Source organism: Rhodanobacter sp. C01, from assembly GCF_002001045.1.
Lineage (GTDB): Bacteria > Pseudomonadota > Gammaproteobacteria > Xanthomonadales > Rhodanobacteraceae > Rhodanobacter.
Window position 1 is genome coordinate 263,023 of record NZ_MUNR01000006.1, and the last position, 15,873, is coordinate 278,895.

Annotated in this window: 12 protein-coding genes and 1 tRNA gene; 10 read left to right on the forward strand and 3 right to left on the reverse strand. The window is 62.0% G+C overall.

Going from position 1 to position 15,873, the window contains the following annotated elements; translation table 11 throughout:
• Positions 1-52 precede the first annotated feature (52 nt).
• The 3 genes from B0E50_RS03925 to rpsT form a co-directional block, all read right to left on the reverse strand.
• The gene (locus B0E50_RS03925; RefSeq protein ID WP_077439869.1) at positions 53-988 is read right to left on the reverse strand and encodes an SEL1-like repeat protein; all 936 of its coding nucleotides are present in this window, start codon (positions 986-988) and stop codon (positions 53-55) included.
• 137 nt (positions 989-1,125) lie between these two features.
• A complete protein-coding gene (locus tag B0E50_RS03930; protein ID WP_077439870.1) occupies positions 1,126-2,034 on the reverse strand; it encodes an SEL1-like repeat protein in 909 nt (302 codons plus the stop codon).
• 252 nt (positions 2,035-2,286) lie between these two features.
• Positions 2,287-2,550, reverse strand: a complete 264-nt coding sequence (gene rpsT, locus B0E50_RS03935; RefSeq protein ID WP_072760571.1) for a 30S ribosomal protein S20 — start codon at positions 2,548-2,550, stop codon at positions 2,287-2,289.
• Between the two features lie 300 nt (positions 2,551-2,850).
• On the opposite strand from rpsT, the gene B0E50_RS03940 reads away from it, so the two are divergent.
• The 10 genes from B0E50_RS03940 to B0E50_RS03985 all read left to right on the forward strand — a co-directional run bounded on the left by B0E50_RS03940 (position 2,851) and on the right by B0E50_RS03985 (position 15,771).
• Positions 2,851-3,804 carry a bifunctional riboflavin kinase/FAD synthetase gene (locus tag B0E50_RS03940; RefSeq protein ID WP_077439871.1) on the forward strand — a complete coding sequence of 318 codons (954 nt, stop codon included), beginning with the start codon at positions 2,851-2,853 and terminating at the stop codon, positions 3,802-3,804.
• Positions 3,805-3,897: 93 nt separating this feature from the next.
• Positions 3,898-6,759 carry an isoleucine--tRNA ligase gene (gene ileS, locus B0E50_RS03945; RefSeq protein ID WP_077439872.1) on the forward strand — a complete coding sequence of 954 codons (2,862 nt, stop codon included), beginning with the start codon at positions 3,898-3,900 and terminating at the stop codon, positions 6,757-6,759.
• Positions 6,760-6,885: 126 nt separating this feature from the next.
• Positions 6,886-7,386 (forward strand): signal peptidase II, encoded by a 501-nt coding sequence (lspA, locus tag B0E50_RS03950; RefSeq protein ID WP_077439873.1) that lies wholly within the window; start codon positions 6,886-6,888, stop codon positions 7,384-7,386.
• Positions 7,387-7,450: 64 nt separating this feature from the next.
• Positions 7,451-8,413 carry a 4-hydroxy-3-methylbut-2-enyl diphosphate reductase gene (gene ispH / locus B0E50_RS03955; RefSeq protein WP_077439874.1) on the forward strand — a complete coding sequence of 321 codons (963 nt, stop codon included), beginning with the start codon at positions 7,451-7,453 and terminating at the stop codon, positions 8,411-8,413.
• A gap of 74 nt (positions 8,414-8,487) precedes the next feature.
• Positions 8,488-8,563: transfer RNA gene (locus B0E50_RS03960), tRNA-Thr, on the forward strand.
• Between the two features lie 476 nt (positions 8,564-9,039).
• Positions 9,040-9,633 carry a GspH/FimT family pseudopilin gene (locus tag B0E50_RS03965; RefSeq protein ID WP_256364085.1) on the forward strand — a complete coding sequence of 198 codons (594 nt, stop codon included), beginning with the start codon at positions 9,040-9,042 and terminating at the stop codon, positions 9,631-9,633.
• On the forward strand, positions 9,618-10,136 hold the full coding sequence (gene pilV / locus B0E50_RS03970; protein WP_254427169.1) for a type IV pilus modification protein PilV: 519 nt from the start codon (positions 9,618-9,620) through the stop codon (positions 10,134-10,136). Before B0E50_RS03965 ends, pilV begins: the two co-directional genes overlap by 16 nt.
• 11 nt (positions 10,137-10,147) lie before the next feature.
• The gene (locus B0E50_RS03975) at positions 10,148-11,155 is read left to right on the forward strand and encodes a prepilin-type N-terminal cleavage/methylation domain-containing protein (RefSeq protein WP_077439877.1); all 1,008 of its coding nucleotides are present in this window, start codon (positions 10,148-10,150) and stop codon (positions 11,153-11,155) included.
• Between the two features lies 1 nt (position 11,156).
• Positions 11,157-11,855 carry a PilX N-terminal domain-containing pilus assembly protein gene (locus tag B0E50_RS03980; protein ID WP_254427170.1) on the forward strand — a complete coding sequence of 233 codons (699 nt, stop codon included), beginning with the start codon at positions 11,157-11,159 and terminating at the stop codon, positions 11,853-11,855.
• A gap of 67 nt (positions 11,856-11,922) precedes the next feature.
• Positions 11,923-15,771: a PilC/PilY family type IV pilus protein gene (locus B0E50_RS03985; RefSeq protein WP_077439878.1), complete on the forward strand. Its 3,849-nt coding sequence runs from the start codon at positions 11,923-11,925 to the stop codon at positions 15,769-15,771.
• The last annotated feature ends 102 nt before the right edge of the window (positions 15,772-15,873 follow it).

Consider the following 15,873-nt stretch of genomic DNA (forward strand, 5'->3'; position numbering starts at 1 on the left):
AATGCGTGAGTGCATTTTCGACACTGCACGCATCCCCTGTGCCACGCGACCTTCAGTGGTTGGAATTGTCCGTCGACGGAGTGTCGCCTGATGCAGCAGGCTTTTCGGCGTCACTCTTCTTGACCGGGATCAGGGGATCGACCGTGACCGTTCCGGTTACACCCGGTTGCCACTTGAATTTCGGGTCGTAGGGGTTGTTGCTTGCACGCAACTGCTGATACGCGAGGGCACCGTCGGTTTGATGCACCCCAGCTACTTCAGCCCCCGATGCACTCATGTGGGCGCCATCGGCCGCGGAATGACTTCCCCCGACATCATAGTTTGGCGACTGCATTGTATTCGACACGCCTGCGACAGCACCTACCTGCAGATGACCCGCCGCTGACCCCACGCGCGTGCCGGTAGTGCCAGCGCGGACCTCGCGCCAGCGGGTCTCGGCGCGGGCCAGCGCCACCTTGTCGCCGTAGGTCGGCGAGAGCTCGGCCAGGATCACATTGGCCTGCTTGAACTGCGCATCGTTCAGGTGCCCATTGATCAGGTTGCGTGCCTTGACGTATTGCGGATCATTGCGTTCCGCGGCCAGGGCCATCCAGGCCAGCGCACGTGGCAGATCCACCGGTGTGCCTTGGCCGCTCAGATACATCACGCCCAAGTTGTATTCCGCCGGCTTGTAGGCCCACGACGCGGCGACCTTGTACATGGCCATGGCGTGTGCATAGTCCTTGTGTTTGACCGCCTGCGCGCCAAGGCCGAAATAATATTCGCCGGGTCGACCATCGGCTTCCGGGGTGTTGGCGTTGGACGACGGCTCCCGGTTGAGATCGGCATCTGAGTCGTAGAGCGGGGCCTGCCTGGGTTGCGGCGGCGCGGTGGTGTTGCTGCTTGCCTGGGGGGCGCCGTCAGTACTGGCGGTGGCTGCTACCGGGAGTAGGGCGAATCCGATCGAAAGACAGATTGACGAGATCGTCAGCAGTTTTGGCGTGCTCATGGTGATTCCTCCCGGTAACTTGCGCGAAGTGTGGACCAACGCTGGCTCCATCCAGATGGACGTAAATGAGTGCAGACGTGGTTTCGCATTATTCGGCCTGGATCCTTTTCGTATGCTCGATGGCCGCCATCACAACCTCAGAATGGGTTGCCTGGCCCTGTTGTGACGGGATCAGCGGATTTCCTGGCGCTGACGGCGTCCTTCTTTCTGACCGGGGTCAAGGGCTCGACCGTGACGGTCCCGGTTGCACCCGGTTGCCACTCGAATTTCGGGTCGTAGGGGTTGTTGCTGGCACGCAGCTGCTGATAGGCGATGGCGCCGTCCATCTGATGAGTTCCGACTACATCAAACGCTACTTTGCTGACGTGCGAACCACCGCCGACATCGTAGTATGGAGATCGCATGTGGTTTGGATCACCCGCGATGGCGCCCACCTGTACGGGGCTGGCCGCCGATCCCACGAGCGAACCGGTTTGGGCGGCGCGAACCTCGCGCCAGCGGGTCTCGGCGCGGGCCAGCGCCACCTTGTCGCCGTAGGTCGGCGAGAGCTCGGCCAGGATCACATTGGCCTGCTTGAACTGCGCATCGTTCAGGTGCCCATTGATCAGGTTGCGTGCCTTGACGTATTGCGGATCATTGCGTTCCGCGGCCAGGGCCATCCACGCCAGTGCACGTGGCAGATCCACGGGAGTGCCCTGGCCATTCAGATACATCACGCCGAGGTTGTATTCGGCCGGCTTGAAGGCCCAAGAGGCAGCGACCTGGTACATCTTGATGGCGTGCACATAGTCTTTCTTCTTGACCGCTTGGACAGCGAGGTCGAAAAAGTACACGCCGGGGCGCCCATCGGATTCCGGGGTATCGAAGGCGGACGACTGCTCCCGGCCGGTGTCGACGTCCGAATCGTAACGAGGCGCTGCTTGAGTGGTTGGCGCCGGAGGGTTGGCATTGGCAGTGGGCGTGCCGTCCTGTGCATTTCCGGCGCAGGGAAGGGCAAGTACGGTGGTGGCGAGAAGAAGGATCGGAACGGACAAGCGAATGGTCATGGCAATCACTCCCTGAGTTGATGAATCGGCTTGTCAAGCCACGCTACGCTTTTGCAGGAAGTTGCACAAATTCAGATGCGTCAGGCGCTCCGCAAGCTACAGGGTGGCATGGGCAAGCATCCGGCAAAGCCTTGCACTTTTGCTGCAGTAACTGATGTTTGCGGGTTATATGTAAGCCAGGATGACGTTCGCAGCTCACAAAAAAAGCCGGCTTGCGCCGGCTTTTCCTTTCAACCCGAGTCGCGCCCCGGCTTACGCCAGTTCGCGGATCTTCGCGTTGAGGCGGCTCTTGTGGCGGGCAGCCTTGTTCTTGTGGATCAGGCCGCGGGCGGCGTAACGATCCATCACCGGCTGGGCGACGGTGAACGCGGCGATCGCGCCGGCCTTGTCCTTGGCCTCGATGGCCTTGACGACCTTTTTCAGGGCGGTGCGGACCATGGAGCGGGCGCTGATGTTGCGCAGGCGGCGCTGCTCGGACTGGCGCGCGCGCTTCTTCGCGGACTTGATGTTGGCCAAGGTAGAACTCCGGAATGCAGTGGTGAGGTTGGAAAAAGACGCCAATTATGACGTCGATTTGCCGTTGCGTCAATCATTTAGATGGGCCACTGACAGCCTGGATCAGGCTAGTGTGTGATGGTGGCTCCACGAACGTGCATTTTGCCATATCCGGGATGCCGCCTGTTCCCATGGCTGGCTATTGCAGGTGGCGAAGACAACGGCATCGCATGCGGTCCGGACGTGGCTGGCATCCGATCCGCGCCGTATCCGGCATTCATGCGGCCCTGATGTCGCCGTCGTGCCCGTTATACTCACGCGATGATGAGACTTTCCAGGGATGTTGCGGGCCCTTGCCTGGCACCGCGCGGCAGCGCGATCGCGATCGGAGCGTTCGATGGCCTGCATCGTGGGCACCAGGCGCTGCTGGCGCAGGTGCGTGAGCGCGCGCAGGCACTCGATTGCACGCCCATCGTGGTGAGTTTCGAGCCGTTGCCGCGTGCGTTCTTTTCCGTCGAACCGGTGCCACGGCTATCCAGCGTGCGTGAAAAGCTCCGCGGTTTTGCTGCCGCCGGCATGCAACACACCTTGTTGTTGCGTTTCAACGCGGCATTGACGGCGATGACGGCCGAGGATTTTGTCCGGCACGTCCTGGTGGACCGGCTGGCCACGCGGGAGGTGTGGGTAGGCAATGATTTCCGTTTCGGCCACAAGCGTTCGGGCGATGTCAGCCTGCTGGAGCGGATGGGTGCGCAACTGGGCTTTGCCGCCCACACGATGCCGGCGGTGCAACTCGACGGTGCCCGCGTCTCGGCCAGCCGGGTGCGCATGCTGCTGGCTGCCGGTGAGTTTGCCGGCGCGGAACCACTGCTTGGTCGCCCTTTCGTGATCGACGGCAAGGTCGAATATGGCAACCAGCTCGGCCGCACGCTGGGTTATCCCACCGCCAATATCCACCTGCAGCAGCGGGTCAGCCCGATCCACGGCATCTTTGCAGTGCGTGTTGGCTTGGGTGAAGGCGAATGCAGCTGGCCCGGCGTCGCCAGCCTCGGTGTGCGGCCGACCGTGAACGAGGTCAGCGAGCCCTTGCTGGAAGTGCATCTGTTCGACTTCGACGGCGACCTGTACGGCCAGCGCATGGCGGTGGAGTTCGTGGCCAAGCTGCGCGACGAGCAGAAGTTCGACGGACTGGAGCCGCTCAAGGCGCAGATGGCCCTGGATTCGCGCATGGCGCGCGAACTGCTGGGAATGAATCCGCGGCTGGTCGAGACCTGAGCGGTATTCCGGTAAACGCATCAATCCATTAAGTTTGAACCCTTTGGCGCGCCAGTTGGCGGCCAGCAACACTTCAGCGACGGCAATCAGGCAATGACCCACGATTACAAGAACACGATCAACTTGCCGCAAACGGATTTCCCGATGCGCGGCGACCTGCCGAAGCGCGAGCCGGGCTGGCTGGCCGAGTGGGAGCGGATCGACCGCTATGCACAGATCCAGCAGAAAACGGCCGGCCGCAGCAAGGTGTTCGTGTTGCATGACGGCCCGCCCTATGCGAACGGCGTGATCCACCTGGGCCATTCGGTCAACAAGGTGCTCAAGGACGTCACTGTCAAATCCAAGTTGCTGGCCGGTCATCGTGCGCCGTATGTGCCGGGCTGGGACTGTCACGGCTTGCCGATCGAGATAGCGGTGGAGAAGAAGCACGGCAAGCCGGGCGACAAGCTCGACGCCGCCGCGTTCCGGCAGAAGTGTCGCGAATACGCGCAGCAGCAGATCGACCTGCAGCGCACCGACTTCAAGCGGCTCGGCGTGCTGGGTGACTGGCAGCGGCCGTATCGCACGATGGATTTCACCTACGAGGCCGACATGCTGCGCGCTTTCGCGCGCATCGTCGCCAACGGCCACGTGGTACGCGGCGCCAAGCCGGTGTACTGGTGCTTCGATTGCGGCTCGGCGCTGGCCGAAGCGGAGATCGAGTACGGCGACAAGGTGTCGCCTGCGGTGGACGTGGCCTACGACGCGGTCGACGCGAAGGCGCTGGCTGCGAAGTTCGGCATGGATGCGGGCGACGCCATCGTGGCCGTGCCGATCTGGACCACCACGCCGTGGACACTGCCGGAAAGTCAGGCCGTGTCGCTTGGCGGCGAGCTCGAGTACGCACTGATCGAAGGGCCATCCCGCGATGGTCAGCGCGTGCTGCTGGTGATCGCCAGCGCACTCGTCGACAAGGTGGCGCAGCGTTACGGTCTCGATTCAGTGGCGGTGTTGGGCCATGCGGCCGGCCACGCGCTGGAAGGTTTGAAACTCCGCCACCCGTTCTACCCGCGCGAAGTGCCGGTGATTCTCGGCGATCATGTCAGCGCCGAAGACGGCACCGGTGCCGTGCACACCTCGCCCGATCACGGCGTCGAGGATTTCGTGGTGGCGCGCGAGTACGGCATCGACCTGCTGAACTACATCGAGTCGCGCGGTACCTATCGTGCCGATACACCGGTGGCCGATGGGCTCGAGCTGGCCGGCATGCACATCTGGAAAGCCAACGACGCGATCGTCGATCTGCTGCGTCGACGTGGCGTGCTGCTCGCCTTTGCGAAGATCGAGCACAGCTACCCGAACTGCTGGCGCCACAAGACGCCAGTGATCTATCGCACTACGCCGCAGTGGTTCATCTCGATGGAACAGGCGGATCTGCGCAAGACCGCGCTGGCCTCGATCAAGGACGTGCGCTGGGTGCCGGGCTGGGGCGAGGAGCGCATCGCAGGCATGGTGGATGGACGCCCTGACTGGTGCATCTCGCGCCAGCGCACCTGGGGCGTGCCGATCGCGCTGTTCGTGCACAAGGCCACGCAGGAGCCACACCCGGATTCCGTGGCGTTGCTGGAACAGGTGGCGAAGAAGGTGGAGCAGGGTGGTGTCGATGCCTGGTTCGCGCTGGATCCGGTCGAGCTGCTCGGCGAGCAGGCGGCCGACTACGACAAGGTCACCGACGTGCTCGACGTGTGGTTCGACTCGGGCGTCAGCCATTACGCCGTGGTCGGCCAGCGGCCGGAACTGCAACAGGGTACGGCCGACGAATACAAGGTGATGTATCTGGAAGGCTCGGACCAGCACCGTGGCTGGTTCCAGTCGTCCCTGCTCACCTCGTCCGCGATCCACGGCCGCGCACCGTACAACGACGTGCTCACCCACGGCTTCACCGTGGACGAGCACGGCCGCAAGATGTCCAAGTCGATGGGCAACGGCATCGAGCCGCAGGACATCATGAAGCGGCTGGGCGCCGACATCCTGCGCCTGTGGATCTGCTCCACCGACTACCGCAACGAAATGTCGCTGTCGGAGGAAATCCTCAAGCGCGTGTCCGACACCTACCGGCGCATCCGCAACACCGCACGCTTCCTGCTCGGCAACCTCGACGGCTTCGATCCCGCGCAGCATCTGGTCAAGGTGGAAGACAGCCTGCCGCTGGATCAATGGGCCGTGCAGCAGGCGTTCGACGTGCAGCAGGCCGTGGTTGCCGCGTACGAGCGTTACGACTTTCCCGAAGTGGTGCAACGCGTGCAGAACTTCTGCACCAACGAACTGGGTGCGCTGTATCTCGACATCACCAAGGACCGCCTCTACACGATGCCCACCGACAGCCTGGGCCGGCGCAGTGCGCAGAGCGCGATGTACCGCATCGCCGAGGCACTGGTGCGCTGGCTGGCGCCGATCCTCAGCTTCACCGCCGAGGAAATCTGGCAGGCGCTGCCGGGCCCGCACGGCGAGAGCGTGCTGTTCGAGACCTGGTACGACGGACTGGCCGCCACACAAAGCTCGCCCGCCCAGCGTCGCTACTGGTCCGATCTGCTGGCGATCCGTGATGCCGCTTCGCGTGTGCTGGAAGGCATGCGCAAGGACGGGCAGATCGGCGCGGCGCTCGAGGCGAAGCTGGCGATCCATGCCGACGAGGCCACGGTGGTGCGCTATGCCGCGGCGGCCGACGAACTGCGCTTTTTCTTCATCACCTCCGACGTGCGCCTTGATCTGGCGGGCGGCCAGCCGGACAGCGCCGTGCTGACCGAACTGGAAGGCGCCGACGTATGGGTGTCGGCTACCGTCAGCGATGCGGCCAAGTGCGTGCGCTGCTGGCATCGGCGCGATGATGTCGGCAGCCACGCTGCGCATCCCGAGCTGTGCGGCCGCTGCATCATCAATGTCGAGGGGCCCGGAGAGAACCGCCGCTGGTTCTGATCGAAACCCTTCCGGAGCGCACACTGCGTGCAATGCATTGGTATTGCTGATCGGGCCACCGATCGCGCGCAGGGCGCTCCCGTGACAATTCGTCGTTCAAGTCTCTTATCTGGTAATTCGCACTCCATGACCACCAAACCCAATGCACTCATCTGGCTATGGCTGTCCGCCGTGGTCATTGCACTCGACCAGCTCAGCAAGTGGTGGGCGGTGCAGGCGTTGCAGCCGATGGGCATGCCGCATGCGGTGATTCCCGGATTCCTGAACTGGACGCTGGCGTTCAACCGTGGTGCCGCATTCAGTTTCCTGGACGATGGCAGCGGTTGGCAGCGCTGGTTTTTCGTGGTACTGGCGCTGGTGATCAGCGCGGTGCTGGTGGTGTGGCTGGCGCGTACGCCGCGACGTGACTGGCGCACGGGCCTGCCGCTGGGGCTGATCGTGGGCGGAGCCCTGGGCAACCTGATCGACCGCCTGCATGCCGCGCAAGTGACCGACTTCATCCAGGTGTATTTCCGTCAGTGGAGCTACCCGGTTTTCAATCTCGCTGACTGCGGTATCAGCGTTGGCGCCGTACTGCTGATTGCATTCGGCCTGTTCGCCGGCAAGCCCAAGGGCAGCGTGCGATAATTCCGGCTTCTCATCATTCCGGCACAGGCCGGAATCGCTTATCGAGATTCCATCGAGGTCTGCTGTGGACATCCTGCTCGCCAACCCACGTGGTTTCTGCGCCGGCGTCGATCGCGCCATCGCCATCGTCGAGCGCGCGCTGGAATCGTGGGGTGCGCCCATATACGTGCGCCACGAGGTGGTGCACAACCGCTATGTGGTCGACAAGCTGCGCGCCGATGGCGCGGTATTCGTCGAGGAACTGCACGAGGTCCCTGATGGCGCCACGGTGATCTTCAGCGCGCATGGCGTGTCGCAAGCCGTGCGTGAGGAGGCTGAACAACGTCACCTCAAGGTATTCGACGCCACCTGTCCGCTGGTCACCAAGGTACACATGGAGGTGGCACGACTCGGGCGCATCGGTCGCAGCGTGGTGCTGATCGGCCACGCAGGCCACCCCGAAGTCGAAGGCACGATGGGGCAATGGAACCATGCCAATACCGGCGAAATCCTGCTGGTCGAGTCGCTGGAATGTGTGGACAGGCTGACGCCGAAGTTTCCGCATCAACTGTCCTACGTCACCCAGACCACGCTCTCGGTGGACGACACCAAGGCGATCATCGAAGCCTTGCGCACGAAATTTTCCGACATCGAAGGTCCACGCAAGGACGACATCTGCTACGCCACACAGAACCGCCAGGACGCCGTACGCCGGCTCGCCGACGCGGTCGACCTGATGCTGGTGGTCGGTTCGGTGAACAGCTCCAATTCCAACCGCCTGCGCGAACTGGCCGAGAAGCAGGGGGTTCGTTCGTTCCTGATCGACGGCGCCGAGCACATCGACCGCAGCTGGCTCGATGGCGTCACCCGCATCGGCCTCACCGCAGGCGCCTCGGCACCGGAAAAGCTTGTGCGCGACGTGATCGCCCGCCTGCAATCGTGGGGTGCCGGAGACGTCCGCGAGCTGGATGGCGAACCGGAAAACATCACCTTCGCCCTGCCCAAGGAACTGCGCGTGGTCGGCAGTAATGCGACGGCCAGTCTCTGAGCCGAGGCGGCGCCTTCGCCGGAAGGGCCGTGCTTGCGCCATTTCGCCCCGCACCGTAAAATCCGCGGCTCTTTGCCGGAATAGCTCAGTTGGTAGAGCGGCGCATTCGTAATGCGTAGGTCGTAGGTTCGATTCCTATTTCCGGCACCAGAACTCCAAAGGCCCGCGCAAGCGGGCCTTTGTTTTGCTGGAGCCCTTTGCACGAGTTCCGGAAGAGCCTCGAAGTGCTCTTGACTGGTGATGGGAATCAGGGCGGCATCGTTGGCTCCGTGCTGATGAAAGGCGCCCGAGATTGGGCGCATACCGGACGTCAAGACGGGCGCGTCTTGAGCTGTGCCGTCTTGAATGGCAGTGGGACCCTTTTCGGGTGTTTCCTGCAAAAAATTGCGTATGGCGTCTGCTGATCATGGCTTTCTGCCAAGCCGACCTACCGTTTGTCGGAATTTCTCTACCGCCTATCGGGGAGTGTCTGCACTTTCATTCGCAAGATATTGACGTAAGTTAATGCGTTGCTATGGTGCCTCCCAAGGATCAGCAGGGGAGTCCTCATGCAATCGTGGTTGGGTCAGCGCAGTGTTTCGTTGATAAGGGTGAGCGAGCCACGGCTGGCTGACGGGCGCCTGTCCATGCATGGATGGGGCGACGTTACCGGGTCGCGGTCGGTACGGGCCACCGTGAAGCGGCATGAACGTGGTTTCACCCTGGTCGAGCTGATGATCACGCTCGTCGTGGCAGTCGTGCTGATCATGATCGCTGTGCCGAGTTTCAGGAACATCACGCTTTCCAACAAGCTCACCACCACGGCCAACGACATCGTCAATGCGATCCACTCCGCGCGGTTGGAGGCGGTCAAGCGCAACGCCAGCACCCAGCTTTGCAGCAACTCGTCCAGTGCCAACGCGAAAGCGAGCGATGCGCTCGGGTCCGCCTGCGGTTCGGAGGCCGGGGCGGTTTATGTCCTGACCACGCCCACGCCCACGCAGGTGCTGGCCGGCACATCCGGAATCACGGCGCCGCTCCAACTGAATGGCGACATGACGGCGCTGCGTTTTACGGCGCAGGGACTGGGGCAGAAGGTGGGTACCTCGACCCCGTACAGCAACACCGTCGCGGACATCTGCACGAGCCAGATGAGCACCGACAACCACCGTGTCATCACGATGACGGCCGGCTCGATCCTCGTGACTACCACCACCAGCAAAGATTGCCCATCGTCATGAATACTCCTGGCTCTGTTTTTGCGCGCCTGCGCCGCTGCCACGGTCGTTTGCAGGTTGCTGCCCAGTCCGGCGTCGGTCTCATCGAAGTGCTGGTGGCCGTGCTGGTGCTGTCGATCGCATTTCTTGGCATCGCCGCGTTGCAGGCCATGTCGTTGTCCACCAACAACAGCGCGATGGCACGCAGCATGGCGACCATCCACAGTTACTCGATCCTGGACGCCATGCGGGCCGATCTCGGCGGCGCCAGCGCGGGCAGTTACAACCGGACCGGGTCTTCCGCGATCAAGGCCAACGCATGCCCGGGCGCAGACGGCTCGCTTGCCAATGCCCAACTCAACCAGTGGTGCACTCAGCTTGGCCAGACCCTGGGCGCGGCAGCGTCCACTACCGGCGATATCAGCTGCACGGCCACCGGCGACTGCACCGTCACCATCACCTTCGACGACAGCCGGGCAGGTGTGGGCGGCAACGTCCAGACAGTAGTCACCAGGGCCATGCTATGAAACCTTGCCCCATGAATCATGGTCGCCGGCAGCAGCATGCACCTTGGCCGGTCAGGTCATCGGCAGGCTTCACCCTGATCGAACTGATGGTCGCCATGTTGCTTGGTCTGATCGTCATCGGTGGTGTGGTCAGCGTGTTCCTGGCCAATCAGCGCTCCTATCGCACCAATCAGGCCTTGAGCGACGTGCAGGACAGTTCGCGCGTCGCCTTCGAGATGATGGCGCGTGACATCCGGAATGCCGGACTCACCGGTTGCAGCAACAGCGGCCGTGTCGCCAACGTGCTCAACAACAGGTCAACCGCATGGTGGGCCAACTGGAGCAATACCCTGATGGGCTATGGCGCTGGCCAGACCGATCTGGCGGTGACCACAGGGGCAGGCGCGGGTCAGCGGGCCAGCGGCACGGACTCGCTCATGCTGCTGGGGGCCGACAGTTCGGGAGTGAGCGTGAAGAACAATGCCGAGCCAGCAGCCACATTCACGATCAACGAAACAAGTTCGAACCTGCAGGCGGGGGACGTGATCATCGTATGTGATCCCGACCACGCAGCCATCGTGCAGATCACCGGTTACGCCAACGGCACGATCACACACGCTGCCAGTGGATCGCCAGGCAACTGCACCACGGATCTCAATTATCCCACCGTATGCAGCAGTGAAAGCAGCTACGTCTTCGCGCCCAATGCGCAGATCGCCAAACTGACTGCGGCTGACTGGTATATCGGCAATTACGTCGACGGTAATGGAGTCTCCGGCAAATCGCTGTATCGCATGGATGCGACCAACACGGCGCAGGAGATGGTGCGTGATGTGACCGGCATGAGCATCACCTACCACCAGTCGGGCAACAACAGCTTCGTCGGTGCCAGCGATCCGCTCCTCACCAACTGGGCGCTGGTCGATGCCGTGCAGGTCAACCTGACAGTCGAGAGCACGGACAAACACGCCGGTATCGACGTCAAGCCGCTCTCGCGCAAATTTACTGCCACCACCACTGTGCGTAACCGGGTGAATTGACATGAGTCACGTTCCCGCATCCAGCAATCTTCCCGGGTCCGCTCGTCATGACGCGCGCATGGCGCGTGCCCGGGCCGAGGCGAACAGCATCCATCACACTGCCGCATGTGTCATCGGCGGACGTCGCCCGCGAGGCCTGCCATCGAGGCGAATCGATCAGCGTGGCGTGGCGTTGGTAGTCGCGCTGTTGCTGCTGGTCGTGATTACCCTGGTCGGCCTGGCTGCCGTACGCGGCACCATCATGCAGCAGAAGATGGCAGCCAACCTGTTTGATCGGCAGATCGCCTTCCAGAGTGCCGAGGCGGCGATGCGTGCCGCGACGGCGCGCATCGCCGCCAATCCGAACGACATCGCACGCAATTGCCAGGCTGGTGGCATCGTTTGTCCGGCCAATCCATTCGACGATACGACGCTGGACCCAGCCAAGGTCATGTCGGTGCCCAAGGGCACGGCAGCGGGCCAGTTCGAGGCCGGCACCTTGGCCGCCAGCCAGCCGCAGTACGTGATCGAGAACATGGGCAACTGGTACGACCCCAATTCCAGCACGGGCTACAACCAGAGCGCCAACGCGCACAACTATGGCGCCCAGGGCACTTCCGCCACCGTCGTCTATTACCGCGTGACGGCCCGCAGCGGCAATCCCGCTCTGGTGGGTGATCGTGCCGTGGTCGTGCTGCAGGCCATGATCAAGCAGGGCTGAGCCGCTGCTTCAAATTGACACGGCGCATGGACCTTTCCATGGCGCATCAATCGAGAACACAGACGTCATGAACCTATCAGCCTGTTTACGCAGCGAACGCGGTGGTTTCCTTGGCAGGCTGCTGTACACCAGCCTGTCCATCTGGATGCTGGGTGTCGTCTATACGCCGGCACGGGCGGCCACCGTCACCGTCGACCAGTCGCCGCTGATCATCCAGCGTTCGCTGCCGCCGAACGTGGTGCTGATGCTGGATGATTCGGGGTCGATGGCATGGGATTACATGCCGGATTGGGGCTATTTGAGCAGCACCACCCCTGACGCCGTGCGTAACGCCAGCATCAACGGTACCTACTACAACCCCAGCATGACTTATTCGCCGCCGCCCAAGGCAGACGGGACCTTTTATACAGCACCAACCAGCATTACGAGCGCTTATGCGGATGGCTTTGCAGGTACCGGTACCACCGATATCACCAGGTTCACTGGTGGAAACAGCAGTAATGCGAAGACTTTTCCTTATTACACGATGTTCACGATCATCAACAAATATGCGGCAACGGCAAATACCACGTATTCGTGCCCCAAGAATTACACTCTCAACGGCACTCAATGTACAAGAAGTGGTTACAGCCCTGTGGCTGCCACACCGAACACGACGTATAGCTGTACGACAGGCGACTCTCTGAGCGGCAGTCAATGTACAAATACCACGTATAAATATTTCTTTACGTACACGACCGGCACCAACAACACGCAGAATTATGTTGGAGTGACGGGGGATTGCGCCTCCCTGACCACGGCCCAGCAGGCAGTTTGCGACGACAGCGCAGCAACACAGCGGAACGTGGCGAACTGGTTTTCGTTCTACCGTACACGCATCCTGATGGCCAAGAGCGGCCTGATGAACTCCTTTTCAACCCTTGATACGACTTTCCGGGTTGGTTTTGGCTCGATCGACGGTGGTGGTAGCGGCAACAAGAACTACAGCAACCTCCCTTCATCGCGCTATAGCTACTCGGATTCCTATAATGGCGGGACAAATTATATTGCCCAGGTTCAGCCATTCGGCGATGGGTCAAGTGCGGGCAGCCAAAAGAGCCAGTTTTGGAATTGGGTGGCAAAGGCGACGGCCAGTGGCGGTACACCGCTGCGCCAGGCACTGGATGCCACCGGCAAGTATTACCAAACGACCCAGCCTTGGCAGGGAAACACTTCCGATCCGGATTACACCACGGCTGCCGGAAACACCCAGCTCGCCTGTCGTCAGTCTTATACCATCCTGACGACTGACGGATTCTGGAACGAAAGTTTCTCTGGTGCGGGTGACGTGGATGGTTCCAATGGCACGGCGGTGACTGGATCCAATGGCCAGAGCTATACCTATACGGCTGCTTCGCCCTACGCGGACAGTGGTCAGACAACTGACATAACCGGCCTGCTTCAGCAGGATCCTTCATGCAGTAGTGGTTATACGTTTCAGACCAGTGGAACCTACAAGGGCAAGTGCCTGAAGGGCACCAGTACCACTGCAAATCCAAGTTGCGGCAGCGGTTATGCTTATAACGCCACTTCGCTCAAATGCGAAAAAACCGCAGTGGTCACGGCAGGAGTCACCTACAGCGACACGCTTTCCGATGTCGCCATGAAATACTGGCGCACGGATCTGCAGCCGAGTGTGGCCAACGAAGTACCGACCAACGCCGAAGATCCGGCGTTCTGGCAGCACATGACGACTTTCACGCTGGGACTTGGTTTCACGCCTCAGGATGCGAGCGGCAAGCTGATACCGGTAGATCAGGTCTTCGCCTGGGCCAACGGTGACAACAGCAAGGCGATCAGCGGATTCACCTGGCCGAAGCCGACGGGTGACTCCATCAACAATATTGCCGACCTTGCGCATGCCGCCGTCAACGGTCATGGCGGTTTCTACTCCGCTACCAGTCCGCAGACGTTTGCCGACGGCCTGAAGGAGGCACTGAAACGTGCCTCCGAGCGCGTCGGCACCGGTGCCAGCCTGGCGGCGAATTCCACCCAGCTGCAGACGGGAACGGTGGCCTACCAGGCCAATTACTGGACGGCCAAGTGGAAGGGCGATCTGAAGGCGTTGTCGGTGGATTCCACCAGTGGCGCCATCGCAACCAATCCATCCTGGGCAGCGTCGACCAAGTTGCCGGCTACGGCCAGTCGCAACATCATGACCTACAACCCGACCGCGGCAGTTGGCAGCCGGTTCGTGGCGTTCAAGACGGGTACGAGCGGTGCGTTGCCGGCAATTTCCAGCACGCAGCTCACTGCGTTGGGCAGCAGTAGTGCCGCCCAGGCCGACATGATCAACTACTTGCGTGGCGACAGCTCCAAGGAGCAGGCCAACGGCGGCAGTTTCCGCAATCGCGACACCGCCATTGGCGACGTCGTGAATTCGCAACCGGTCTATGCAGGCGCGCCGAACGCGAACCAGTTCTATACCGAATCGTTCACCGGTTCGTCGACGTTCTCCCAGTTCGCCAGCGACAAGGCTGGTCGCGCGGGCGCAATCTACGTGGCGTCGAATGACGGCATGCTGCACGCGTTCGACGCCAGTACCGGTGCGGAGAACTTCGCCTACCTGCCTGGTGCGGTGATCGCGTCCGGGGTGAGTGCATTGGCAAGTCCGGATTACGGCGGCGCGGTGGCGCACGGTTTCTTCAACGACGGCGAGTTGACCGTGGCCGATGCCTATATCGGCGGCTGGAAAACCGTGCTGGTGGGCACCACCGGTCGCGGCGTGGCAAGGACGGTCTATGCGCTGGATATCACCGATCCGGCCAATGTGAAGTTCCTGTGGGAGCGCTCGGCTGGTGATGGCGTGGTCAACAGCAATTACATCGGTCAGATGACCGGCAAGCCGGTGATTGCACAGAGCGCCAATGGCACCTGGTCGGTCCTGATGGGCAACGGCTACAACAGCACGGCCGGTGTGGCGGCACTGCTTCAGTTCAACCTGATCGACGGCAGCCTCGATGTGCACAAGACCACCGATGCCAGTGGTCTGGCTGCGCCGGCCGTATGGATGGATCCGTCAGGCAATGGTGTCAGCACGATCGCCTACGCAGGTGATGCCGATGGCAACGTGTGGTCGTTCGAGATCAACGCGGCTGCCGGTACCGCCGCCACGGCCACGCCGGACAGCGATGGTGTGAAACTGTTCACTGCCAGGGATTCCAGCGGCAACACGCAGCCGATCACGGCGGGTCTGCTGACAGGCAAGGATCCGAACACCGGCAACGTCTGGGTGTTCTTCGGTACCGGTCAATACCTGACCACGGCCGATCTCAACAACCTGAAAACCCAGAGCTGGTATGGATTGATCGTGCAGTCCGGCACCAGCGGGCTGGCGGTGACATCGGGCATGACGCGTGCGTCCAATCTGGCGAAGCGTTCCATCACCGGTGAGGCCGGCAATGGCCGCACCGTGACCACGCTGGCCCAGGCCGCTGCGAACAACGCCTCGATAACGGACAAATCCGGTTGGTACATGGATCTGACTTCGCCGGTCAATGGCGCCGAGGGCGAGCGAATGGTCACGCCGAACCAGTTCCAGGGCAACCTGTTGCTTGGCACGACGCGCATTCCCCAGGCCACCGACCCGTGCAACCCGTCGGGCCGCGGCTGGATCATGGCGCTGGATCCGTTCACCGGCACCAACCCGACGGCGAACTTCTTCGACCGCAACGGCGATGGCGTGGTCGATGCATCCGATTCGCTCGGCGATACGCCCGCTGCCGGCATCGGTTTCTCCTCGCTGCCGAACAACCCGATCTTCGTCGGCAGCACCATGCTGACCAGCTTCGACAACGGCTCGACCAGCAGCATCAAGACATCGAGCTCAACCGCTGGCACCAAGCGGGTGTCCTGGCGAGAGCTGATCAACCAATAAAGGAAGGGAACGATGAAACTGCTGCTGTCGGTTGAACGCGGCGCCCGGTCGGGCACGGACATGCAGGGTCCGGTAGTGACATGCCGGGACACGCCGGCTATT